Source organism: Alicycliphilus sp. T452 (assembly GCF_054512775.1).
In genome coordinates, this window is sequence record NZ_JBTNEH010000005.1 from 234,904 (window position 1) to 256,610 (window position 21,707).

The 21,707-nt window shown below is 67.8% G+C and carries 23 protein-coding genes and 2 tRNA genes; 8 read left to right on the top strand and 17 right to left on the bottom strand.

The features are described from left to right. Window positions 1–28: 28 nt before the first annotated feature. The 5 genes from ACX12L_RS06785 to ACX12L_RS06805 form a co-directional block, all read right to left on the bottom strand. Window positions 29–988, bottom strand: a complete 960-nt coding sequence (locus ACX12L_RS06785) for a ribose-phosphate pyrophosphokinase (protein WP_459261913.1) — start codon at window positions 986–988, stop codon at window positions 29–31. 135 nt (window positions 989–1,123) lie between these two features. Next, window positions 1,124–1,200, bottom strand: a tRNA-Gln gene (locus ACX12L_RS06790). A gap of 25 nt (window positions 1,201–1,225) precedes the next feature. Further along, on the bottom strand, window positions 1,226–2,092 hold the full coding sequence (gene ispE, locus ACX12L_RS06795; RefSeq protein ID WP_459261914.1) for a 4-(cytidine 5'-diphospho)-2-C-methyl-D-erythritol kinase: 867 nt from the start codon (window positions 2,090–2,092) through the stop codon (window positions 1,226–1,228). Between the two features lie 2 nt (window positions 2,093–2,094). Next, on the bottom strand, window positions 2,095–2,592 hold the full coding sequence (locus ACX12L_RS06800) for a lipoprotein insertase outer membrane protein LolB (protein WP_459261915.1): 498 nt from the start codon (window positions 2,590–2,592) through the stop codon (window positions 2,095–2,097). Further along, window positions 2,589–4,370, bottom strand: a complete 1,782-nt coding sequence (locus ACX12L_RS06805) for a tetratricopeptide repeat protein (protein ID WP_459261916.1) — start codon at window positions 4,368–4,370, stop codon at window positions 2,589–2,591. The genes ACX12L_RS06800 and ACX12L_RS06805 overlap by 4 nt, the downstream gene beginning before the upstream one ends. Before the next feature lie 29 nt (window positions 4,371–4,399). On the opposite strand from ACX12L_RS06805, the gene mutM reads away from it, so the two are divergent. The 3 genes from mutM (at window position 4,400) to mutY (ending at window position 8,344) form a co-directional block, all read left to right on the top strand. Further along, the gene (mutM, locus tag ACX12L_RS06810; protein WP_459261917.1) at window positions 4,400–5,215 is read left to right on the top strand and encodes a bifunctional DNA-formamidopyrimidine glycosylase/DNA-(apurinic or apyrimidinic site) lyase; all 816 of its coding nucleotides are present in this window, start codon (window positions 4,400–4,402) and stop codon (window positions 5,213–5,215) included. An 88-nt stretch (window positions 5,216–5,303) separates the two neighbouring features. Next, window positions 5,304–7,292 carry a dynamin family protein gene (locus ACX12L_RS06815; RefSeq protein ID WP_459261918.1) on the top strand — a complete coding sequence of 663 codons (1,989 nt, stop codon included), beginning with the start codon at window positions 5,304–5,306 and terminating at the stop codon, window positions 7,290–7,292. Next, the gene (gene mutY, locus ACX12L_RS06820; protein WP_459261919.1) at window positions 7,289–8,344 is read left to right on the top strand and encodes an A/G-specific adenine glycosylase; all 1,056 of its coding nucleotides are present in this window, start codon (window positions 7,289–7,291) and stop codon (window positions 8,342–8,344) included. Before ACX12L_RS06815 ends, mutY begins: the two co-directional genes overlap by 4 nt. Window positions 8,345–8,463: 119 nt before the next feature. On the opposite strand, the gene rapZ is transcribed toward mutY, so the two are convergent. From rapZ to ACX12L_RS06835, 3 genes are read right to left on the bottom strand one after another with little or no spacing between them, the layout of a single operon-like run. Next, window positions 8,464–9,327 carry an RNase adapter RapZ gene (rapZ, locus tag ACX12L_RS06825; protein ID WP_459261920.1) on the bottom strand — a complete coding sequence of 288 codons (864 nt, stop codon included), beginning with the start codon at window positions 9,325–9,327 and terminating at the stop codon, window positions 8,464–8,466. A gap of 5 nt (window positions 9,328–9,332) precedes the next feature. Further along, window positions 9,333–11,006, bottom strand: a complete 1,674-nt coding sequence (recN, locus tag ACX12L_RS06830; protein WP_459261921.1) for a DNA repair protein RecN — start codon at window positions 11,004–11,006, stop codon at window positions 9,333–9,335. 2 nt (window positions 11,007–11,008) lie between these two features. Beyond that, entirely contained in the window at window positions 11,009–11,905 is an 897-nt protein-coding gene (locus ACX12L_RS06835; RefSeq protein WP_459261922.1) for an NAD kinase, read from the bottom strand. 28 nt (window positions 11,906–11,933) lie between these two features. Between ACX12L_RS06835 and hrcA the strand changes: the two genes are divergently transcribed. The 3 genes from hrcA (at window position 11,934) to ACX12L_RS06850 (ending at window position 13,971) form a co-directional block, all read left to right on the top strand. Continuing rightward, window positions 11,934–12,938 (top strand): heat-inducible transcriptional repressor HrcA, encoded by a 1,005-nt coding sequence (hrcA, locus tag ACX12L_RS06840; RefSeq protein WP_459261923.1) that lies wholly within the window; start codon window positions 11,934–11,936, stop codon window positions 12,936–12,938. 52 nt (window positions 12,939–12,990) lie between these two features. Then, window positions 12,991–13,067 (top strand) — tRNA-Ile (locus ACX12L_RS06845). A gap of 34 nt (window positions 13,068–13,101) precedes the next feature. Continuing rightward, on the top strand, window positions 13,102–13,971 hold the full coding sequence (locus tag ACX12L_RS06850) for a hypothetical protein (protein WP_459261924.1): 870 nt from the start codon (window positions 13,102–13,104) through the stop codon (window positions 13,969–13,971). On the opposite strand, the gene ACX12L_RS06855 is transcribed toward ACX12L_RS06850, so the two are convergent. The 9 genes from ACX12L_RS06855 to ACX12L_RS06895 form a co-directional block, all read right to left on the bottom strand. After that, complete coding sequence (locus ACX12L_RS06855) at window positions 13,957–14,868, bottom strand: tyrosine-type recombinase/integrase (protein ID WP_459261925.1); 912 nt, start codon at window positions 14,866–14,868, stop codon at window positions 13,957–13,959. The two genes, ACX12L_RS06850 and ACX12L_RS06855, sit on opposite strands and share 15 nt — an antisense overlap. A 71-nt stretch (window positions 14,869–14,939) precedes the next feature. After that, the gene (locus tag ACX12L_RS06860; protein ID WP_459261926.1) at window positions 14,940–15,164 is read right to left on the bottom strand and encodes a DUF4224 domain-containing protein; all 225 of its coding nucleotides are present in this window, start codon (window positions 15,162–15,164) and stop codon (window positions 14,940–14,942) included. Between the two features lie 10 nt (window positions 15,165–15,174). Next, window positions 15,175–15,687: a hypothetical protein gene (locus ACX12L_RS06865; protein WP_459261927.1), complete on the bottom strand. Its 513-nt coding sequence runs from the start codon at window positions 15,685–15,687 to the stop codon at window positions 15,175–15,177. A 119-nt stretch (window positions 15,688–15,806) separates the two neighbouring features. Then, window positions 15,807–16,115, bottom strand: a complete 309-nt coding sequence (locus tag ACX12L_RS06870) for a hypothetical protein (protein ID WP_459261928.1) — start codon at window positions 16,113–16,115, stop codon at window positions 15,807–15,809. Between the two features lie 24 nt (window positions 16,116–16,139). Beyond that, on the bottom strand, window positions 16,140–17,372 hold the full coding sequence (locus ACX12L_RS06875; RefSeq protein WP_459261929.1) for a phage/plasmid replication protein, II/X family: 1,233 nt from the start codon (window positions 17,370–17,372) through the stop codon (window positions 16,140–16,142). Between the two features lie 201 nt (window positions 17,373–17,573). Beyond that, window positions 17,574–17,729 (bottom strand): hypothetical protein, encoded by a 156-nt coding sequence (locus tag ACX12L_RS06880; RefSeq protein ID WP_459261930.1) that lies wholly within the window; start codon window positions 17,727–17,729, stop codon window positions 17,574–17,576. Between the two features lie 499 nt (window positions 17,730–18,228). Further along, window positions 18,229–18,375 carry a hypothetical protein gene (locus ACX12L_RS06885; RefSeq protein ID WP_157982605.1) on the bottom strand — a complete coding sequence of 49 codons (147 nt, stop codon included), beginning with the start codon at window positions 18,373–18,375 and terminating at the stop codon, window positions 18,229–18,231. Continuing rightward, window positions 18,372–19,016 (bottom strand): helix-turn-helix domain-containing protein, encoded by a 645-nt coding sequence (locus ACX12L_RS06890; protein WP_459261931.1) that lies wholly within the window; start codon window positions 19,014–19,016, stop codon window positions 18,372–18,374. The genes ACX12L_RS06885 and ACX12L_RS06890 overlap by 4 nt, the downstream gene beginning before the upstream one ends. A gap of 86 nt (window positions 19,017–19,102) precedes the next feature. Further along, window positions 19,103–19,657 (bottom strand): helix-turn-helix domain-containing protein, encoded by a 555-nt coding sequence (locus ACX12L_RS06895; RefSeq protein ID WP_459261932.1) that lies wholly within the window; start codon window positions 19,655–19,657, stop codon window positions 19,103–19,105. A gap of 285 nt (window positions 19,658–19,942) precedes the next feature. On the opposite strand from ACX12L_RS06895, the gene ACX12L_RS06900 reads away from it, so the two are divergent. Beyond that, window positions 19,943–21,022, top strand: coding sequence for an SPOR domain-containing protein (locus ACX12L_RS06900; protein ID WP_459261933.1), 1,080 nt, complete (start codon window positions 19,943–19,945; stop codon window positions 21,020–21,022). A 73-nt stretch (window positions 21,023–21,095) separates the two neighbouring features. Further along, window positions 21,096–21,428 carry an I78 family peptidase inhibitor gene (locus ACX12L_RS06905; RefSeq protein ID WP_459261934.1) on the top strand — a complete coding sequence of 111 codons (333 nt, stop codon included), beginning with the start codon at window positions 21,096–21,098 and terminating at the stop codon, window positions 21,426–21,428. Window positions 21,429–21,707: the final 279 nt, after the last annotated feature.

Below are 21,707 nucleotides of genomic sequence, written 5' to 3' on the forward strand. Positions count from 1 at the left end.
CTGAGGCCTGCGTTGCGTCCCCGGACGGTCAGTCCGAGAACATGCTCGATACCGACTCCCCCTTGGAGATGCGCTGTATCGTCTCGGCGATCAGCGGCGCAACGGAGAGCTGGCGAATCTTTGCGCACCCCTTGGCGGCATCGCTCAAGGGGATGGTGTTGGTCACCACGACCTCGTCGAGCGCCGTACCGTTGGCGATGCGATCGATGGCGGGGCCGGAGAAGATCGGGTGGGTGCAGTAGGCGTACACCTTCTTGGCGCCGCGCTCCTTGAGCACCTCGGCCGCCTTCACCAGGGTGCCGGCGGTGTCGATCATGTCATCCATGATCACGCAGTTGCGGCCGTCGATGTCGCCGATGACGTGCATGACCTCGGACACGTTCGCCTTGGGGCGGCGCTTGTCGATGATGGCCAGGTCGGTGCCCAGCTGCTTGGCCAGCGCGCGGGCGCGCACCACGCCGCCCACGTCGGGGGAGACGACGATCAGGTTCTCGTACTTCTTCTCGTTCAGGTCGCCCAGCAGCACCGGCGAGGCGTAGATGTTGTCCACCGGAATGTCGAAGAAGCCCTGGATCTGGTCGGCGTGCAGGTCCATGGTCAGCACGCGGGCCACGCCCACGGCCTGCAGCATGTTGGCCACCACCTTGGCCGAGATCGGCACGCGCGTCGAGCGCGGGCGGCGGTCCTGGCGGGCATAGCCGAAGTAGGGGATCACGGCGCTGATGCGCTCCGCCGATGCGCGCTTGAGCGCATCGACCATGATCAGGAGCTCCATCAGGTTCTCGTTGGTCGGCGCGCAGGTGGACTGCACCACGAACACGTCGCGGGCGCGCACGTTCTGCTTGATCTCGACGGTGACCTCGCCGTCGGAGAAGCGACTCGCATCGACGGCGCCGAGTGTGGTACCCAGGTGCTGGACGATCTCGGCAGCCAGGCCAGGGTTGGCGTTGCCCGTGAAAACCAGGAAGTCGGGGGTATTGGTTTGCATGAGCGACTCGGCCGTCTGAATTGATGTCCCGGGCGGGAAATGAATCACGACTTACGCAGACAAGGAGGCACAGCGGTCGCTTTCATCATGACAACGGCTCGCCAGAATCCGATTTGCGTAAGTTCGTATGAATTTTGGCAGGGGAGGAAGGACTCGAACCCTCGCATGCCGGAATCAAAATCCGGTGCCTTGACCAACTTGGCGACTCCCCTACACGGGCCGATTGCCGACAGGCAATCAGCCTTTTATCTCTTCATCCAAAGCCCATTCCGACAGCGGATGAAGCCTCAGATTTTCACACATTTTGACTTGCCATGCAGCGGGCGCATCGTGCAGGTCAATGGCATGTGTGGCTTGCGCAAACACCGCACTTCCCGAGCCCGTCATCCGCCCCCGCAGCCCCTTCGATGCAAGCCATTCAATGGCCTGTCCTATCTCTGGGCACAGGGTCCGTGCAACCGGCTGCAGGTCGTTTCCACCAAATTGGTAGGGCATTGCAGCAAAGCCTTGGATTGTAGCACAGCCTGAATCGCGCTTGAGGGACGGATGCGAAAAAATGGCTTTCGTGTCCAACCCCGCCGCCGGCTTGACCACCGCGAAACTCGCGCCTGGCAGCTGGTGCTCCAAATCAAGAGGGCGAATTATGTCACCGATTCCCTCGACCCAGGCGTTCCCGCCCGATAAAAAAAACGGCACGTCGGCGCCCAGGGCCAGGCCGATGGCCTGCAGGCGCGCGCGCGGCAGGTGCAGGCCCCACAGCCGGTTGAGCGCCAGCAGCGTGCTGGCCGCGTCGGACGAGCCGCCGCCCATGCCGGCCTGCGCGGGCACGCGCTTGTGCACCCCGATGTGCGCGCCCAGGCCGCACCCGGTGGCCGCCTGCAGCGCGCGGGCCGCGCGCACCACGAGGTCGTCGGCGGGCAGGGGCTGGGTGAGGTCCTCGCGGCAGACGGCGCCGTCGGCACGCAGCTCGAAATGCAGGGTGTCGCACCAGTCGATGAGCATGAAGACGGACTGCAGCAGGTGGTAGCCGTCGGGGCGGCGGCCCGTGACGTGCAGGAACAGGTTCAGCTTGGCCGGCGCCGGCACGTCGTACAGGGCGCGCATGTTCAAAGGCTCAATGCCACGCGCAGGGTGGTTTGCGGCGCGGGCGCGTGGCGCGTGGCCGTCAGGCGGCCCTGGCCGAGCGCGCTCAGGTCGGCCTGCCAGCCCGTGGCCTGCACCGCCTCGCCCTTGAGCCAGCCGAACAGCGCGGCGATCGGCAGGTCGCTGCCCGTCAGTTCGAGCACCAGCGCCTGCAGCGACGTGGATTGGCGTTGTTCGCTGCCGTTGCGCAGCAGCGCATGCCCGGGCCGCCACTGCAGCCGGGCCATGACGTTGCCCAGCGGGTTGAACAGGGTCAGCTCGCCGGCCTGGGGGCTGCCCTGCAGCTCGAAGCCCGCGCTGAAGGACTGCGCCGCGGCGTCCTCCACCTGCACGGCCAGCCGTCCGCTCCAGTGGTCCGCGGCGCCGCCGGCCGGGCGGGGGGGCTGCGCGCAGGCGCCGAGCAGCGCGAGTGCCAGCCCCGCGAGCAGCAGGCGGCCCCGCGCGGGGCGCGGCGCCGTCAAGGCCGGGCCCCCAGGCGCTTGAGCGTGTCCTTGAGCACGTCGTTGTCCTTGTTGATGCGCAGGCCCTCGCGCCAGGCGGCCAGGGCTCGGTCACGCTGGCCCAGGCTCCACAGGACCTCGCCGATGTGGGCCGCGATCTCCGCGTCGGGCCGCGCCTTGAAGGCGCGCTCCAGGATGTCCAGCGCCTCCTTGCGGTTGCCCAGGCGGAATTCGACCCAGCCCAGGCTGTCGGTGATGAAGGGGTCCCCGGGCGCGTATTCGAGGGCCTTGACGATGAGCGCCCTGGCTTCCTGCAGGCGCACGCCCCGGTCGGCCAGGGAAAAGCCCAGGGCGTTGAGCGCATGGTGATGGTCGGGCTGGCGGGCGATGATGGCGCGCAGCAGGCGCTCCATGTCGGCGGGGCGGCCTGCCTTGTCGGCCAGCATGGCCTGGTCGTACGCCAGGTCGTTGTCCTGCGGGGCCAGCGCCACGACCTTGCCCTGCAGCTCGTAGGCCTGCTGGTAGCGGCCGGCCTCGCGCAGCAGCTGCACCTCGGCCTGGAGCTTGAGCCGCGCGTCGTCCGGGCCCTTGCCGGGAATGGCGCGGATCAGGGCGCGCGCTTCGTCGAGCCGGCCCTGGCGCACCAGCAGCGAGGCGTGCCGGCTCTGTACGGCGAGCAGCTGCTCGGCATCGTCGATGCGGGCCAGCCAGCCCTGGGCCTGGGCGAGGTCGCCGCGCTTCTCGGCGATCTGCGACTGCATCAGATAGATCTGCGTCAGCGCGCGCTGGCGCTGCTCGGTGGCGGGGTCCTGCTCCAGCAGCTGCGTGCAGCGCTGCAGGGCGGCCTCGGCCTGGTCCAGCTCGCCGGCCTGCAGCTGCAGCGATCCCCGGATCAGCCACGCCTGGGCGTTGTCGGGCTGCTCGCGCGTGACGGCATCGACCTGCGCCTGCGCGTCGGACAGGCGCTGCGATTCCAGCAGCACGCGCGCATAGGCCATGCGCACCTCGGGCAGGGGCTTGCCGGCGAGGTAGCGCGACAGCAGCGCCTCGGCCTCCGGGACCGCGTTCTCCAAGAGCTGCAGCGACAGCATGGCGGCGCCGTCGTCGGCGGGGTCCTGCCCCAGCGCATTGCCCGCGGCTTCCAGCGCGCGGGCCTTGTCGTCCGCCGCGAGGTACATGCGCCCCACCGTGGTCCAGGCCATGGGGCCTGTGGCGGGGTTGTTGAGTTCCCCCTCCAGCGCCAGCCGCACCACCCGCGCGGCCAGGGCCTTGTCGCCCGCGCGCGCATAGAGCAGGGGCAGGGCGCGGATCGTGGAAACCTTGTCGCGCGCGGACGTGTGCGCCAGCTCCTGGCGCAGTGGCTCGGCGCTGTCGCTGATGCGGTTGAGCGCCACGAGGATGCGCAGCAGGTAGCGGTTGGCGTCGCGCGACTGCGGCAGCGCCTCCTTCCAGGCGCGGGCGGCCGCCAGGGCGGATTCCCCGGAGCGCGACTGCAGCGCGATTTCCGTGGCCCGGCGGTACAGCTGCGGATCGCCGCTGCGGCGCGCCGCGTCCAGCATCAGGTTGTAGCCCGTGGCCGGGTCGCCTGCGCTGGTGGTGATTTCGCCGAGCAGCAGCTCGTAGAACAGTTCCGCATTGAGCGCGGTGGCGGCCTCTTCTTCCTCCTGCGCGGATGCGGGTTCGGAGGCGCGCTCGCCCGTCTGGGCCAGGGCGGGAAATATGCAGGCCGCGGCCACGCATGCCAAGGCTGCAGGCCGAATACGACGGAGGGATGGCACCATCGGCCCATAATAATCCATGCTTCTGGGACTTCTTGACGAGTGTTTGCATGCCTGAGCTGCCCGAGGTGGAGGTGACGCGGCGCAGCCTTGCCGATGCGATCGGCGGTGCGACGATACGCGCGGTGGCGCTGGGCAAGCCCCTGCGCTGGCCGCTGGGCCTGGCGCCCGGGGCCTTGGCCGGGCAGCGGGTCCTGGCCGTGCGCCGGCGCGGCAAATACCTGCTGCTGGACCTGCAGCACGGCCTGCTGCTGATCCACCTGGGCATGTCGGGCAGCCTGCGTTTTGCCCATGGCCTGCCGCAGCGCGGCCCGCACGACCACTTCGACATGGAGACGGACCGCGGCACCCTGCGGCTGCACGACCCGCGCCGCTTCGGCGCCGTGGTCTGGGCGGCCGGGGAGGACGATCCGAAGGCGCGCAAGCTGCTGGGGGCCCTGGGGGTCGAGCCCCTGGGCGGGGATTTCGATTTCCAGGCCTTTCATGCGGGCCTGCGCGCCAGCCGCATGCCCATCAAGCAGCTGCTGCTGGCGGGCCGGGTGGTGGTCGGCGTGGGCAACATCTACGCGTGCGAGGTGCTGTTCCTGGCCCGCATCCGGCCGACGGTGCGCGCCAGCGCCATCGGCCCGCAGCGCGCGCTGCGCCTGCATGGCGCGATCCGCGAGGTGCTGGCGCGGGCCGTGGAGCGCGGCGGCAGCACGCTGCGGGATTTCTTCAGCGCCGATGGCAGTGCCGGGCATTTCCAGGCGGAGGCCAACGTCTATGGGCGCGAGGGCCTGCCTTGCCGGCGATGCGGCACGCCCGTGCGCCTGCTGCGCCAGGGGCAGCGAAGCACTTACTTCTGTCCGAACTGCCAGAGGCCCTAGCCTGGGTGCGCGCGCGGGCGCGATGCTAGTATTGCGCCGTCCTGCACCCCGTCTGGGCGCACGCATTGCATTGATATCCGGGAGCACAGTGGGATCCTCATTCAACGAACGGTTTGACCAGCATGGTGCGTGGCGGCGCGCCTTTGCCCAGCAGCTCAAGCGGCTCGGCCAATGGATGGGGGCGCACGATCTCATGGACGCCGCCGTCGAGGAGCGCCTGCAGCGCCTGGAGGAGCAGGTCCGCAGCGACAAGGTGACGGTGGCCTTCGTGGCCGAGTTCTCGCGCGGCAAGTCCGAGCTCATCAACGCCATCTTCTTCGCCGGCTACGGGCGGCGCATCATGCCCGCGAGCGCCGGGCGCACCACCATGTGCCCCACCGAGCTGGGCTACGAGGCGGGCACGGAGCCCTGCCTGCGCCTGCTGCCCATAGAGACGCGCATGCAGCCGCCGGGGCTGGCCGAATGGCGGCTCAGGCCCGAACGCTGGGTCACGGTGGCCCTGGACATGGACGACCCGGCGCAGATGGCCAGGGCCCTGGAAAAGGTGTCCGAGGTGCGCCGCGTATCCCTGGACGAGGCGCGGGCGCTGGGCTTCTGGAGCGACGAGGCGGGCGACGAGAACCTCACGCAGGATGCCGGCGGCATGGTGCAGGTGCCGATGTGGCGGCACGCCGTCATCAACATCCCCCATCCCCTGCTCAGGCAGGGGCTGGTGATCCTGGACACGCCGGGGCTGAACGCCGTGGGCGTGGAGCCCGAGCTCACCATCAACCTCATCGCGCAGGCCCATGCGGCGGTGTTCGTCCTGGGCGCGGATACCGGCGTGACGCGCTCGGACCTGGACATCTGGCGCGACCACCTGGGCGGGGCCGAGGATGCGTTCGACGCGCGGCTCGTGGTGCTCAACAAGATCGATACGCTGTGGGACTCGCTGAACGCGCCCGCCCAGGTGCAGGCGCAGCTGGAGCGCCAGCGCCACACGGTCGCCGAGGTGCTGGGCGTTCCGCTGGGCCAGGTGGCGGCCGTATCCGCGCAGAAGGGCCTGGTGGCCAAGATCAACGGAGACGGCGACCTGCTGGAGGCCAGCGGCCTGCCGCAGCTGGAAGTGGCGCTGGGCACGGGCATCATGGGGCGGCGCCAGGCCATACTGCGGGCCGCGGTGGCCAGTGGCGTGACGGGCCTGCGCAACGAGGCCCGGCGCGTGATCAACATCCGCCGCCGCGACCTCGACGACCAGATGCTGGAGCTGCGCAGCCTGCGCGGCAAGAACGCATCGGTGATCGATGCCATGCGCGGGCGCATCGAGCAGGAGCAGCAGGAGTTCGAGGCCTGCACGGCCCGCATCCAGGCCGTGCGCGCCGTGCATCTGAAGATGCTGCGCGAGCTGTTCCACCAGCTCGGCCCCCGTGCGCTGAAGGCGCAGCTGGCGCCTCTGACCGAGGCGCTCGGATCCCCGGGGCTCAAGCTGGGCGTGCGCAAGGCGTATGGCGAGACCTTCGCAAGCGTGCGCGCCGCCATGGAGGCGGCCCAGGCCACGGGCGGCGAGATCCAGGCCATGCTGGGCGGCACCTTCCGCCAGCTCAACACCGAATTCGGCTTCTCGCTGCAGGTGCCGGCGGCGGCGCAGCTGGGCGCCTACGTGCGGGAGATAGCGGCCATCGAGCAGCGCCACCTGCAGTACGTGGGCATGGGCAACGTGCTGCGCCTGGCCCGGCCGGAGTTCGCGCAGCGCCTGCTGCGCGCGCTGGGCCTGCGCCTGCGCACGGTGTTCGAGGCCGCGGCCAACGAGCTGGAGATGTGGAGCAAGACGGCCACGGCGCAGCTGGACGCGCAGCTGCGCGAGCGCAAGCACAGCTTCGAGCGGCGCATGGAGGCGGTCAACCGCATCCGGCAGGCGGCCAGCGGCCTGGTGGAGCGCATCGCCGAGATCGAGGCCGCCGAGGAGAACCTGGCCGAGCTGGAGCTGCGCCTGGCCGAGCTCACGGCCGAACTCGTGCAGCAGCCGCCGGGCGCGCAGGAGGACCTGCCCGTGCCGGACATTCCCGAGACCGTGCCCCAGCCCCTGACGCCCGCATGACGCAGCCGCCGGTGGAGATCGCGGCGCAGGTCGTGCGCTGGCAGGCCGGGCATGGGCGCAACCAGCTGCCCTGGCAGAACACGCGCGACGCCTACCGCGTTTGGCTGTCCGAGATCATGCTGCAGCAGACCCAGGTGGCCACGGTGCTGGAGTACTACGCGCGCTTCCTGGCGCGCTTTCCCGACGTGCAGCGGCTGGCCGCGGCGCCGCAGGACGAGGTGCTGGCCCTGTGGAGCGGTCTGGGCTACTACAGCCGCGCGCGCAACCTGCACCGCTGCGCGCAGATCGTGGTGCAGCAGCATGGCGGCCGGTTCCCGCGCACGGTGCCCGAGCTGGCCGCCCTGCCGGGCATAGGCCGCTCCACGGCGGGCGCGATCGCCGCGTTCTGCTTCGGCGAGCGCGCGGCCATCCTGGATGCCAACGTGCGGCGCGTGCTCACGCGCGTGCTGGGCTTCCGTGCCGACCTGGCCGAGGCGAAGAACGAGCGCGAGCTGTGGCGCCTGGCCGAGGCGCTGCTGCCCCATGACGACCTGCACGCCGCCATGCCGCGCTACACCCAGGGCCTGATGGACCTGGGTGCGGGAATCTGCCTGCCCCGCAACCCGAGCTGCATGCTGTGCCCGCTGCAGAGCGCCTGCGCGGCGCGGCGCGACGGCAATCCGCAGGACTATCCGGTGCGCACGCGCAAGCTCAAGCGCAGCGCGCAGGCCTGGTGGTTGCTGCTGCGCCAGGACGGGGCGGGCCGCCTGTGGCTGGAGCGCCGCCCGTCCGCGGGCATATGGGCCGGGCTGTACTGCCCGCCGGTCTATGCCAGCCGCGCCGGGCTGGACGCGGCCCTGCCCCCGCCGGCCGCGGGCGCGGCCGAGGACCTGCCGGCGTTCACCCATGTGCTGACGCACCGCGACCTGCACCTGCACCCGGTGCTGGCGCGCGGCGCCGGGGCGGCGGACCCGCACTGCGCCGAGGGGCTGCAGGCCGGCTGGTTCACGCCGGAGCAGTGCCTGGAACTGGGGTTGCCCGCGCCCGTGCGCAGGCTGATCGAGGCGCTGTAATCTAGGGGGCTATCGAAAACGATAGCGCCTGCCGCCCGGCATGCAAGGTTTTCAGTTGTTTCCATTGCTGAAAACAAGGAGTGACAGGCGGCAGCAGCTATTCATTGAATAGCGATGCTTCAGATGCCGTCGAGCTCGCGGTGCCGGCGCAGCGTGTTCCAGCGGCCGGCGAAGCGCTCGGCCAGCTGCTCCACCAGGTACACGGAGCGGTGCTGCCCGCCCGTGCAGCCCACGGCCACCGTGACGTAGCTGCGGTGGTTCTGCGCCAGGGCGTCGAGCCAGTGCTCCAGGAACTGGGTGATGTGCGAGAGCATCAGCGCCGCCTCGGGCTGCTGGCGCAGGTATTCGGCCACGGGCGCGTCCTTGCCGGTGAGCGGGCGCAGCGTGGGCTCGTAGTGCGGGTTGGGCAGCATGCGCACGTCGAAGACATAGTCCGAATCGAACGGCAGCCCGCGCTTGAAGGCGAACGACTGGAACACCAGGGTGAGCTGGCTGGGCGGGACGGCCAGCAGGTCCTTCACGTAGCTCAGCAGCTGCGACGGGCGCAGGGTGCTCGTGTCTATGACGTGGGACTGCGCGCGCAGCTCGGCCAGCAGCTCGCGCTCCAGCTCTATGGTCTGCACCAGCGCGCGCCGGCCCTCGATCAGCTCGTCCTGCGACAGCGGGTGGCGCCGGCGCGTCTCGGAAAAGCGCCGCACCAGCGTGCCGGTGGTGGCGTCCAGGAACAGCGAGCGCACCTGCACGCCCTGCTCGCGCAGGCGGTCGAGCTGCTGGGGCACCAGCGGCAGGGCGGTGGCGCTGCGCACGTCCATGGCCACGGCGACGCGGTGGCCGTGGTGCGCGTGCTCCAGCGCGACGAACGAGGCCAGCAGCTCCGGCGGCAGGTTGTCCACGCAGTAGTAGCCCGCGTCCTCCAGCGCGTGCAGGGCCACGGACTTGCCCGAGCCGGACATGCCGGTGATGACGACGACTTCCAGTGACATGGCTCTCAACCCGCTGCGGTGGCGGCACGCGCGCCGTCGAGCATCTCGCGGGCATGTGCCAGGGTGGTGGGGGACTGCTGCTGCCCGCCCAGCATGCGGGCGACTTCCGCCACGCGCTCATCGGCGCCGGCGGTCGCCACGGCGCTGGTCGTGCCCTCGGCGTGGCGGTGCTTGGAAACGATCAGGTGGTGGTCCGCGCAGGCCGCCACCTGGGGCAGGTGGGTGACGGCCAGCACCTGGCGCGCGCGCCCGAGCTGCTGCATCAGCCGGCCGACGGTCTCGGCCACGGCGCCGCCCACGCCCGAGTCCACCTCGTCGAAGATCAGCGTGGGCGCCTCGCCCAGCGCGCTGGTGGCGACCGAGATGGCCAGCGCGATGCGCGAAAGCTCACCGCCCGAGGCCACCTTGCCCACGGGGCGCGGCGTCATGCCCGGGTGGCTGCCGACCAGGAAGGCCACCTGGTCCACGCCGTGCGGGCCGGGCTCGGCGGCCTTGTCCACCTGCACCTCGAAGCGCCCGCCCGCCATGCCCAGGCCCTGCATGGCCTGGGTGATGGCCTGCGCCAGTTTCGGGGCGGCCCTGGCGCGCTTTTGCGACAGCGCGCGCGCGGTCTTCCGGTAGGCGGCGGCCTGGGCCTGCTCGGCCGCCTCGAGCGCGGCCAGGTCGGCGGCATCGTCCAGGCGGCGCAGCGACTCCTTCCAGCCGTCGAGCAGCGCCGGCAGCTCGGACGGCGTGCGCTTGTAGCGACGCGCCAGCTGCATCCACTGCGACAGGCGCGCGTCGAGCCGCTCCAGCGCATCGGGGTCGGGCTCGGCATGGCGCAGATAGCCCTGCAGCGAATGCGCCACGTCGTCCGCCTGGGCGATGCACGAGGCCAGCACCTCGTTCATCGCGCGAAAGTCCTCGTGGATGTGCTCGTACGCCTGCAGCAGGTGCTGCGCCTGCGCCAGCGCGGCCAGCGCGCCGCCGGCCTCGTCGTCCTGCAGCGCGGACAGCGCGCCCTGGGCGTTGTCGAGCAGGGCCTGGGCGTTGGACAGGCGCGCGTGCTCGGCGTTGAGCTCGTCCCATTCGCCCTCGCGCGGCGCGAGTTTGTCCACCTCGCCGATCTGCCACTGCAGGCGCTCGCGCTCCTGCTGCAGCGTGTCCTGCGCCTCGCGCGCGTGCGCCAGCGCCTTCTGCGCGTCGCGCCAGCCGGTCCACAGCGCGGCCAGCGGCTCGGCCTGCGCGCCGGCGTAGGCGTCGAGCAGGCCGCGCACGGCGTCGGGCCGCGTCAGGCTCTGCCAGGCATGCTGGCCGTGGATGTCCAGCAGGTGCTCGCCCAGGGCGCGCATCTGCGCGGCCGTGGCCGGTATGCCGTTGATCCACGCGCGGCTCTTGCCCTGCAGGTCCACGGTGCGGCGCAGCAGCAGCGCGTCGTCGTGCGCAAAGCCGGCTTCATGGAGCCAGGCGCCGAGCGCGGCCGGGCCGGTGTCGAACTCGGCGCAGATGTCGGTGCGCTGCGCGCCCTCGCGTATCACGCCGGTGTCGGCGCGCGCGCCCAGCAGCAGCTGCAGGGCGTCGATCAGGATGGACTTGCCCGCGCCGGTCTCGCCGGTCAGCACCGTGAAGCCGGCGTGCAGGTCCAGGTCCAGCGCCTGCACGATCACGAAGTCGCGCAGCGCGATCCGTCTCAGGGCCATGGTCAGGAGCCTCCCTCGTTCCAGCGCAGCTTCCTGCGCAGGGTGGAAAAGAAGCTCCAGCCGCGCGGGTGCAGGAAGCACACCCGGTGGGCAGAGCGCCGCACCAGCACGCGGTCGCCATGCTGCAGCGAGGCCAGCGACTGCATGTCGAAGTTGGCGCTGATGTCGCGCCCGCCCGCCACCTCGATGGCGATCTCGGAGGTGTCGGACAGCACGATGGGCCGGTTGGACAGCGTGTGCGGCGCGATGGGCACCAGCACCCAGCCCGGGATCGACGGGTGCAGCATGGGCCCGCCGGCCGACAGCGCATAGGCCGTGGAGCCCGTGGGCGAGGCGACGATGAGGCCGTCGGCGCGCTGGTTGGAGACGAACACGCCGTCCACCTCCACCCGCAGCTCCACCATGCCCGAGGTGGATCCGCGGTTGACCACCACGTCGTTGAGCGCCAGGGCCTCGAAGACCGATTCCCCGCCGCGCTCCACGCGCGCCTGCATCAGCGGGCGCACGTCCTCCTCGTAGTCGCCGTGCAGTATGGGGGTGAGGACGTCCTGGTAGCCCTGCAGCGGAATGTCGGTGATGAAGCCCAGCCGCCCCTGGTTGATGCCCACCAGCGGCGTGCCGTAGGCGGCCAGCCTGCGGCCCACGCCGAGCATGGTGCCGTCGCCCCCCACGACCACGCACAGGTCGCAATGCTGGCCGATGCCGTCCACGTCCAGCGTGTGGTAGCCGGTGAGGCCGGTGCTCGCCGCCGTCTCGGTCTCCAGCGTCGGCTCGCACTCCTGCTGGGCGATGAACCGGGCGATGCTCTCGATGATCTGCCGCGAACTGTCCGATGCCGCACCGGCGGCAGGTACCTGGTATTTGCCTATCACGGCGACGCGACGGAAGATGGGCTTCATGCGGAAATTACATCATTAAAATGGTTCGATGCTTGATGACCGCTCCAAGTTGTTGCTCAAGGCTTTGGTCGAGCGCTACATCGCCGACGGGCAGCCGGTGGGCTCAAGAACCCTGTCGCGGGCATCGGGCCTCGAATTGTCGCCCGCCACCATCCGCAACGTGATGGCAGACCTTGAGGAACTGGGGCTTATTGCCAGCCCCCACACCTCGGCCGGCCGGGTGCCCACGGCCAAGGGGTACCGGCTCTTCGTGGACACCATGCTCACCGCGCAGCAGGAGCAGCTGCCGGCCCTGCAGATCAAGCCCGAGCAGCCGCAGAAGGTGATCGCCAACGCAGCGCACCTGCTGTCCAGCCTGTCGCAGTTCGTGGGCGTGGTCATGGCGCCGCGCCGCACCTCGGTGTTCCGGCACATCGAGTTCCTGCGGCTGTCGGAGCGGCGGCTGCTGGTGATCATCGTCTCGCCCGATGGCGACGTGCAGAACCGCGTGCTCTTCACCGAGTCCGACTACACCCAGTCCCAGCTGGTGGAGGCCGCCAACTTCCTCAACGCCCACTACGCGGGCCTGGCCATGGAGCAGGTGCGCGAGCGGCTCAGGCTGGAGGTGGACAAACTGCGCGGCGAGATCGCGGCGCTGATGCAGGCCGCGGTGAACGCGGGCTCGCAGGCGCTGTCCGAGTCGCAGGAAGAGGTCGTCTTCTCAGGCGAGCGCAACCTGCTGGCCGTGAGCGACTTCTCCGGCGACATGGGCCACCTGCGCCGGGCGTTCGACCTGTTCGAGCAGAAGACCCAGATCCTGCGGCTGCTGGACATCTCCAGCCGCGCCGAGGGCGTGCGCATCTTCATCGGCGGCGAAAGCCAGGTCGTGCCCTTCGAGGAGCTGTCCGTGGTGAGCGCGCCGTACGAGGTCGACGGCCAGGTGGTCGGCACGCTGGGCGTGATAGGCCCCACGCGCATGCCCTACGACCGCATGATCCAGATCGTGGACATCACCTCCAAACTGGTGTCCAACGCCCTGAGCCACCACAAGTAGCACATACAATAGCCGCCGCTGTCCCGCCGACGAGGCGCGGGCGACGCATCCCGGGGCGTTAGCTCAGTTGGTTAGAGCAGAGGACTCATAATCCTTTGGTCGTTGGTTCAAGTCCAACACGCCCTACCAAGTTCCATGCGGTGTAGCGCTCATTTCATGGTGCATGGGCTTCTACATTTCGGCTGCAGTTTCTACAATTTCCGTTGGTTTTAGGGAATGTATGCAACTCACTGAGCCGGAATCGCTGGAGCATCTCAAAGAAAAATCGCCCATTTGGTACGCGCTCAGCACGGCTGGGTCATACCTTGTGGGAGACTTTTTCACAGCCAGCTATTACAAGGAAAGCCTGTCAATGGCAGCAGCAATGTTGCCACTCCATCGGCCAATGCTTGAAGCCGAACACAAGCGCAGGCAGTCAATCGACTCGGCGGTCCTTGAGCGTGCAGTCAATCGGGCTGAGGAAACCAGCCGTTGGGCCCGGAAGATGGAAGGTGAGGGGTACCACACGATGTTCAGTCACGTGTTCCTCAGTTTGTGGGCTGTACAGGAAGCCGGGGTTGAAAACCTGATTGCCGCTATGGTCCGGCACAACCGCCAGGCCGCGGAGGTGGCGATTTCCAAGCTCAAACCTGGAAAGGTCGGTGGCATCGAGTCGAGACCGTGGCCCGAACAAATGTGCCGAGAAGCCGCAGGTTCGTTAGAAAAGCTGGCAATAAATCAGACGCCCAAAGGTGGCCTTGATGCCATGGGGCGCATGAAGACGCTGTTTGGGTGGTTTGACGTGCAAATTGATGTCTCACAAGAGCATGCGCAAGCATTCAACGAAGCGAACGGAGTGCGCAATTTGCTGCTCCATCAGTACGGGCACGTCACGCAGAAGGATGTACAGCAGCACCCGGGCCTGGCAGAGTTTGAGGGGCGACGACTCTCTATGTCCGGTGAGAGATTGCACCGTTACCACGACGGAATCGTGGCGTTGTTTCAGCAGCTGATATTGAATTTGCCGAAGAGCCCTTGTTCAAAGACCTCTTAACGGCTTGACTCTCGTTCCGGTCCGCAACTTTACATAGTGCTCCGTCATGCTGCGATTCTTGTGACCGAGTAGCTGTTGCGAGCGGGCCAAATCCCCCATGTCAGTCGCGGCCTTTGCCCGGATGTCCCTGAACTGAAAATCCACCTTTGCCAGCGTGCGCGCCTTGTCGAAGCGTGAGCGCAAGGCGAACTGGCTCAAGGGCTGGCCGTTCTCGTCCTGGATCAGGTACGCGCTGATGGCCTTCTTGGGCCGTTGGGTGATGCGCTCGATGACAGCAGCCAGCTCGCCGGTGACCTCGATGCCCAGGCGCGCGCCGGTCTTGTTTTGCACGATCCACAGCGCGCCGTCGCGAATGTCCGTGCGCTTGATCTTGAGTACGTCGGCCGGCCGCTGGCCCGTGAGCAGGGCGAGGTCCATTGCATCGGCCACGGTGTAGTGCGCGTTGAGCTTCACGCGCTCGAATTCATCATCAGTCACGTACCGATCGCGCCCCGTTTCCTTGAAGCCCTTCACGCCCTGGCAAGGGTTCTGCGCGCTGGTGTAGCCCCACTCCCTGGCCTTGTTGAAGATGTGCGAGAACAGGGCCTTCTCGCGGTTCGCGCGCACCTTGGCGACTTGGCCGCGAATGTCGAGGTACTCGCGGATGTGCATGGGTGCGATGGCGTCGATGGGCATGTGCCCGAACACGCGCAGCAGGTTGGCGAGTTCCTTGTCGTTGTCGCGTCGGGTTTGCACGCTCTTGGTGGGAAACACCTCGCGCACGTAGCGGCGGGCCACCACAGAGAAAAGCCGGGTCGAATCGTCCTCGCGCACGCCTTCGCGTTGAGCCCACAGGCGCAGGGCTTCGGCCCGGTCGTTGGAAAGGCGCGTCCACACACGGGGCAGGGTGCCGCTCACGTGATACCAGACGTTGCCCTTGCGATGGAAGCGCGGGGGATCGTCAAAGTTCGACTGCCTACGCCGCCCCATCACGCCCCCTGCAATGCGCCGAAATTCGGCCTGTAGCCGCGTTCCTCGGGCACGCCGCAACCCAGCATCTTCTCGGCGTATTTGCGGGCCACGATGGGCCTGCGGTTGCCGTTGATCTCGAAGCGCCAGCCCTTGGTGCGCAGCCATTCCACCTGGCGCGCGGGTGTCTTGAAGCCCGTGAGGGTTTCGAGTTCATCGGCGTTGAGAAACAGGGGCGATTCCATGGCGCAGCCCTCATGCTCTCGATGCCTTGCGGGTGTGCTCGAAAGCTTGCATGGCCTTGCGTGCTCGCGGAGATGCGTGTGTTGTGCCCGTTGCCTTTTCCTCCCCGGCATGGGCCATTGCCATCGGTAGCTCAGCGTTCACGTTGATGGTGGGTTGCATCGCCGGGCCGAAGTCGGGTAGCTCTTCGAATAGGGGTTCGTTGGCCGATCCCGCGTGCATGGCGCGCAGGCCCCTGATGATGTCTTTCGCACGTTGGAACTGTTCGCGCAGTAGGCATACCTCCCGATACAGCAGGCGAATCTCGTTTACCTGGTCGGTGAAGATCTGCGAACGCCCATACTGCGATTCCCAGAACAGTGCGAGGACTGCAGCGCGGGGAACACGGCCCGTGGATAGCCAATGGAACACGGTGCGCTCGGAAACGCCCAGGTACTTGTGCACGGCCTTAGGGCCTCCGAGTTCATCCATGAACATGCGAAGGCAGTCGGGACCGTAGATGCTGCTGGGGGCGTGGAAGAACATGGTGTGCCTCGATTCATGGCCGCTGGCGGCCTACATGGAGTAAGCTGCCAGGGCCGATCACGGATAGGTTTTTGTGGTTCGGTGGGCGCTCATGTGTTGCAGCACGTGAGCGCTTTTTTTCATTCCGACTCGGGCAGCTTGAATGACTGCTGGAACTTGGCTTTCGTGAGCACTACCGTGGCTGTGCCGTCCTTGCCCGGTTTGGTGCGGGTAGTGATGTCGTAGATGGCCGGCGCGCCGTGGAGCTTGATGTCGTCGAACACCTCATCGCTGATGGCTACTTTCATGGGCTTGTCGCCCACGGCGTTCGGAGTCTCGACCTGGGTGTCGCTGATGAAGTAGACGTTGGCACCCTTGATGATTTCGCCGGTCTTTTCGCTGGTGAATTCGTACCGGTCGGCACGCAATACGAGAACGGTTTCGCTCATGATGATTTCCTTTCGGAGAGGGCCTTAGGCGGCCAGTTGGAGTAGTCCGCGCTGGTAGTCGAACGCGGGTCTTTCGCGCACCAGGCTGGTACATCGCCTGGGGTCTGCACGAACGGGGGAGAAGTCAGCGGGCAGCATCTGCCCCTGACGCTCGATGAGTTGCATGTCGGTGGCGAGCCAAGACACGCCAGCGTCCACGAGTTGCTTGCGGCGCCGGTAGAAGGTGGCGCGCGTGCTGCGGGTCTTCGTGTCGTCTTCGCCGTGGGTGGCGAGGGCGAGCCAGAAGCCATGCAGCAGCCCGGCCAGCTCGGGTGAATAGCGAGCCTCCAAGCGATCACGCACGGCCATGCTGGTGCGCACGATCTGCACGCCGTCCTGGCCTTCACGCAGCAGCCGCGCGATTTCCTTGTCGAACACGGCTTCGAGGTAGGCCGTGGTGACCTCGTGCACCTTGGGCTTGTGGCCGAAGTCGTAGTCCAGCTTCTCGGCGTGGATCTCTACCTCGGCACGAAGCCGGTCGTTCGCCAGGCGCTGCAGCGCCGCCACTTTCCGCGATGCCTGCCGGTGTGCCCAGTCGGTGGCCGCATCCTTGGCGCGGTTCTGCTGGTAAAGGCCGCGCAGGACCACGTAAAGCCGCTTGCGGTCGTTGCGGTCGAACTCGGGTCCCTTGTGGTACAGCTTGATCGTGGTGGTCGTGCCGGGCACGAAGATGGCCTCGTTGCCGTACTTCTGCATCTTCCGGCGCGGAAAGGCCACGTGGTAAATGCCCTCGAAGAACTCCTGCACCGCCTGGTAGGGCAACCGGAAGTTCTCTGACCAATCCACGCGCTGCACGGTCCATTGGCCGGTGTGGGGCAGTTCCACCCCCAGCAGCCGCTGCAGCAGGGCACGCAGGCTCTCGCAGGCTTCGGGAAGGTCCGCGATCACCCCGTACATGTTCTGGCCGTGCATGGCCTTGGGAAGCGAACATTCCACGATCAGATAGGGCTGGCTCGGGTGCCATTCGGGCTTGCCGCTCTTGGACTTGCTGCAGTCCTCGTACATCGGCTTGACCATGATCCGGGAGTCGTAGGAGCCCCGCAGGTTGGTGCGGGTGACTTCCCAAAGCAGTTCGCCGGTTTCGTTGAGCACCTGGCAATAGCTCTGGCCCTGAGCTTTCACCCTGTCCACGATGCTGCGGGCCATGTAAGGGCTTTTGATCCGTACCGTATCGAGTCCCATGAGCGGCTGCGCTTCGCTGGCTGCTGTCTCACTCATGAGACTCATACGGGGTGTTACTGCCCGTGAAGCGGAAAATTTGCGCTGTTCCACGATCAGACTCCAAGGGCGGTTGCGCCTGGCTGGCGCGAGAGAAGGGGCGGCGGTGCAAGCCCTGGCCGGGCGCAGGTGTGTCTGAACGCAGTGCGCGCTGAGTGGGGGTGCTCCACCAGGCAAAGGGGCGTTGTGCGGGCATCTGGTTCACGCTTCTACCCAGGGCCACAGCAGCGCGAACTGGATGGGCTTGATAAACAGGAAGATGCCCTCGCGGCCGATGCTGAAATGCAGCGGCCAGCCGTCGTGAATGGTGGGCACGTAGTAGTCGAACTTGGCAATGCCCAAATCGAGTTTGACCATGAGAGGCCTCCAGGGGGTTAGGGGGTGTCCGGGTGGGCGGGAGATTCAGAGGGGCGAGGCGGCCCGGCATCTAGTCCGCCGCGGGTGATGACGACAGTCCACGGGTCGTTCCAGGTCACCAGGAAGCCCGCCGCGCGCCACACGCCCACGTAGGCGTCAAAGCACGGCAGCTCCCGGAATTGCTTGCAGGTGCCGTCGGGCAGCGTGGCGGTGGCGATGTCACCGGGTGCAGCGCAAGCCGCAGGGGCGGACGGGGTTCCCTCCCCCCCCACTCGCACCTTCGTGCTCGCGGGTGCCCCGGTCGGCGCCTTGTGGCGCCCCGTCAGGGGAGGGCAGGGGAGCACGCAGGCCGCCTGTTCACCAGAAAAGAGAGGCTGCTGGAGCCCGTGCGCAGCGCGGACGCCATCGCCGCGCGTGCGCCGCCCGGGCACTGCCGCACGTGCGACAGGCCCGGAACCCGCATCAGAACTGGGTTTTGACGGTTCTGACCGCATCAGAATCACCGTCCGATGGTCTGATTGCGTGCTGTCGGGTCGCTTTTGGACGCCAGCGCGAGCATCAAAAGCAGTCCGATCACGCCAGCGGCAAGGGCCGCGCCCTTGCCAGAGCCGGCCACCATCGAAATGGGCGTTGTGAACGTGCTCATGCTGCCTCCGCTTCGGCGTCGGCGGGGTCTGCCTCGGGCAGCAGATCGGCCAGGGGGGAGGTGGAGAGGTAGCCCGAGAGCCAGTCGCCCAGCGTCTTTGGCTGGAAGCCTTCGGGCAGCTTGCGGGCGATGTTCCGGCCCTGCAGCATCAGGATGGCCACGTAGTTCAGCGCCAGCAGCGCGAAGATTTCGCGGATGGCGTTCTCGGTGCCCTCCGAGAACTCGCCGCCGAGGAAGCCGCCGTTGGCGAACTCGGTGTTGAGGATGTCGCCCACCTTGAGGCGGTTCGCCTCGATCAGGTCGGTGAGCTTCTCGGCCTGCGCTGCGGGCACGTCCTCGGACAGCAGGATGGCCGGGCGCGTGATGCGCTTGACCATGCCGCCCAGGCCCTGCAGCAGATCCCGGTCGCTGGTGTCCTGTTCCTCGGGGAACTCCTGGCCCTGCTCTTCGTACTGGGCTTCGAGATAGGTGCGGAGTTGGGCTTGCTGTGAGGTCGAGAGGTTGCGGGTCTCATTGCGAAACTCGCTGATGTAGGCCTTGGAGAGGCCGGTCCCTTCGGCGATGGCCGCAACCGTGAGGTTGAGGTCCTTGGCTGCTTGGCGCAGTTGCTCGGGCGTGACGCCCTTCTTCGGGTTGCTCATGGCGAAACCTTTCAAAAACGAGAAAATTCTCGAATTTGATTCTGGCTTCGCGTTCCGTGATTGTCAAATCTTTTTCGAGATTTATCTCATTTTTGCTTCTTTGATTTCTTCTCTGGGAGAGCATCGGCTTCCAGCGCAAGCCTATCCAGCTCACCCTGTTGTGCTTTGTCTAGTCGCGTTCGTTCGGCCTTGTCTTCGTCATCCAGAGCGTCGCGCGAGATGGCTTTTCGTCGAAGTTGGATGCTGCGTAACAAGAGCATCTGCTTGTGCTCTCTGTCGGCACGGGACTCGCCTTCAATGACCCCCTCTTCGATCAACACGCTTCTGATGACATTCCTCAGGTAGTCATCAAGAGACATGTCCCAACCCGAGTAGGGGTCGGGTACATCGCCATAGAAGAGGGAGGCGACAGGAACGGCGAACGCCTGTGCGAGCAACTTGATCTCCCGGTAGCCGGGGAAGGAGTCACCGTTCTCATAGCGAGAAATTGAAACCTTGGAGACGCCGTCGCCAGACGGGTCTAGGTGCTTGGTCACCTCGCTCAACTCGCCCAGTGTCCAGGAGATGCCCTCCCTCAGCTTTCTCAAGCGAGAGCCAAGAGCCTCCTTGTCTGCGTTGGGAAGTTCGTTGGCTTCAGTCACTGGGGCACCTCGCTTTGATTGTTCGAGTCATCTACAAATCGCATGGGGATCGAGGATACACGCGGCCTAGGGGGCAATGCATCCAGCCGCTTTTGTAGATGCCCATCACGTGTAAGCGTGTGCCAGCGCTCATGACCCGGCCAGACTCATAATCCTTTGGTCGTCGGTTCAAGTCCGCCACGCCCTACCAGTTCGTAAAAACCCGCCATGGCCTGCCCGTGGCGGGTTTTTTTGTGGCTGGCCGCCCGCGCGGAGCGTGCGGGGCCGCATGCCAGAATGGCGCGCATGCCAACCTACACCGCCCATGCGGCGCATGCCGCGGAACCGCCCGGCGCGGCTGCGCAGTACACCAGCGTCGCGCCGGCGCTGTACCGGGCAGCGCTGGGGCCCGTGAACCTGGAGCACTACCTGGCCGCATTCGAGCGGCTGGATGCGGCGGGGCGCGTGCTGCCCGGGTGGAACCTGGCGGCGGCCTTGTGCCCGCTGGGGTGGCTTGCGTTCCGGCGGCTGTGGCGGCAGGCGCTGCTGGCGTTTGCGGCGCTGGCGTCGGGTGCGCTGCTGCTGTGGGCCGTGGGGCACCGGTGGCTGGCATTGCCGTGGCCCATGCTGGCCGGCCTGGCGTTGGCCGGGCTGACGGTGTTGTGCGGCGGGCTGGGCCTGTATGGCGATGCGCTGGTGCATGCCGATGCGCGCCGGCGCATCGACGGCGCGGTGTCGGCCGCCTCCACCATGCGCGAGGCCATGGGGCTGCTGCAGCGCCGGGCCAGCAGCCGGCGCCGGCTGCTGTGGGTGGCGGTGGTGGGCGCGGCGCTGGCCTTGGCCGCCGCCGCGGTGTGGCTGGCCTTTGCCGGTGCGATGGAGGCCCGGCCGATGCCGGACGTTGGCGAGCCCGTGTCCGCCGCACTGTCCGCGCCTGAACCCGGGCCCGCGCCGCAGCCGCCAGGCGTGGACGGCGAGCGGCCTGTTGCACCAGCCGCCGATCCGGCGCCTGTGGCCATCGAACCGGCTTCCGGCGGCCAGGCGCTGCCGCAGCCCGAGGCCGGGCCGGAACCCGAGGCAGTGCAGGCGCCGGTCCAGGAGCCGCCCCAGGCGAAAGACCCCGTGCCGGCGCGGCCGCCGCAAAGGGCCGCGCAGCGCAGGCTGTACATCAACGTGGGCCTGTTCGCGGACCCCGAGAACGCGCGCCGCACGCATGCGCGCCTGCGGCAGGCGGGCCTGCCATCTGCCGTGGAGCCGCTGGTGCGCTCCGACGGCCGGCGCCTGCAGCGCGTGCGCGTGGGGCCGTTCAGCTCGGCGGCGCAGGCCAATGCGGCGGCGGCCAAGGTGCGCGCCATGGGGCTGGAGGCGGTGGCCGTGGCGCAGTGACGGGCGGTTACCGATGGTGACGGCGGCGGCGCGCGGGCCGCGTTATGGTGCCGGCTTTCGTGGAGGGGTGGACATGCGGTATTTCTCGCGCGCGGGTGGTGTGGCAGGCATGGCGGCGCTGGCGCTGCTGGCAGGGTGTTCGGCACTGGGGCCGGGGGCTGGCCCCGCGCAGCCGATCGGCGCGAGCACGGCGCCGGTGGGCGGAACCTGCGATGCCCAGGGCGCGCAGTGGGCCGTCGGCAAGAACGGCACGGCCAGGGTGGTGGAAGAGGCGCGCGTGCGCGCCGGGGCGCGCATGGCGCGCGTGGTGCGCCAGGGGCAGCCGGTCACCCAGGTGTTCGACGCCCAGCGCCTGAGCCTGGAGGTGGACGGCGGCGGCAAGGTGACCGCCGCGCGCTGCGGCTGAGGCTGGACCTTGTATCTTTAAGCCTCGGACCGGCTCGGGTAGCCCGAGCGGCCTCTGGGATGTATGAAGCCCGTGATTGAGCACTGGGCGCCTGAGCCGGACCGTCCTTCTCTGCAGCCCGAACGGTTGTAGGAACTTGAAGTTCGCATCTGCTGAACAGCCCCGGATTTCGAGGAGGCACCAACTCTTGAGAAGATGGAGCCATGAACAAGTCACCGAAGTTCTCCCCGGAAGTCCGCGAGCGCGCCGTTCGCATGGTGCAGGAGCACCGAGCCGACT

Coding starts and splice junctions, on each gene's coding strand:
- ACX12L_RS06785 (WP_459261913.1), bottom strand. CDS start 988: ATGCAAACCAATACCCCCGACTTCCTGGTTTTCACGGGCAACGCCAAC.
- ispE (WP_459261914.1), bottom strand. CDS start 2,092: ATGCGCGCCCTGTACGACGTGCCGGCGCCGGCCAAGCTGAACCTGTTC.
- ACX12L_RS06805 (WP_459261916.1), bottom strand. CDS start 4,370: ATGGATTATTATGGGCCGATGGTGCCATCCCTCCGTCGTATTCGGCCT.
- mutM (WP_459261917.1), top strand. CDS start 4,400: ATGCCTGAGCTGCCCGAGGTGGAGGTGACGCGGCGCAGCCTTGCCGAT.
- mutY (WP_459261919.1), top strand. CDS start 7,289: ATGACGCAGCCGCCGGTGGAGATCGCGGCGCAGGTCGTGCGCTGGCAG.
- rapZ (WP_459261920.1), bottom strand. CDS start 9,327: ATGTCACTGGAAGTCGTCGTCATCACCGGCATGTCCGGCTCGGGCAAG.
- recN (WP_459261921.1), bottom strand. CDS start 11,006: ATGGCCCTGAGACGGATCGCGCTGCGCGACTTCGTGATCGTGCAGGCG.
- ACX12L_RS06835 (WP_459261922.1), bottom strand. CDS start 11,905: ATGAAGCCCATCTTCCGTCGCGTCGCCGTGATAGGCAAATACCAGGTA.
- hrcA (WP_459261923.1), top strand. CDS start 11,934: ATGCTTGATGACCGCTCCAAGTTGTTGCTCAAGGCTTTGGTCGAGCGC.
- ACX12L_RS06850 (WP_459261924.1), top strand. CDS start 13,102: ATGGGCTTCTACATTTCGGCTGCAGTTTCTACAATTTCCGTTGGTTTT.
- ACX12L_RS06860 (WP_459261926.1), bottom strand. CDS start 15,164: ATGGAATCGCCCCTGTTTCTCAACGCCGATGAACTCGAAACCCTCACG.
- ACX12L_RS06865 (WP_459261927.1), bottom strand. CDS start 15,687: ATGTTCTTCCACGCCCCCAGCAGCATCTACGGTCCCGACTGCCTTCGC.
- ACX12L_RS06870 (WP_459261928.1), bottom strand. CDS start 16,115: ATGAGCGAAACCGTTCTCGTATTGCGTGCCGACCGGTACGAATTCACC.
- ACX12L_RS06875 (WP_459261929.1), bottom strand. CDS start 17,372: ATGAGTGAGACAGCAGCCAGCGAAGCGCAGCCGCTCATGGGACTCGAT.
- ACX12L_RS06880 (WP_459261930.1), bottom strand. CDS start 17,729: ATGGTCAAACTCGATTTGGGCATTGCCAAGTTCGACTACTACGTGCCC.
- ACX12L_RS06885 (WP_157982605.1), bottom strand. CDS start 18,375: ATGAGCACGTTCACAACGCCCATTTCGATGGTGGCCGGCTCTGGCAAG.
- ACX12L_RS06890 (WP_459261931.1), bottom strand. CDS start 19,016: ATGAGCAACCCGAAGAAGGGCGTCACGCCCGAGCAACTGCGCCAAGCA.
- ACX12L_RS06900 (WP_459261933.1), top strand. CDS start 19,943: ATGCCAACCTACACCGCCCATGCGGCGCATGCCGCGGAACCGCCCGGC.
- ACX12L_RS06905 (WP_459261934.1), top strand. CDS start 21,096: ATGCGGTATTTCTCGCGCGCGGGTGGTGTGGCAGGCATGGCGGCGCTG.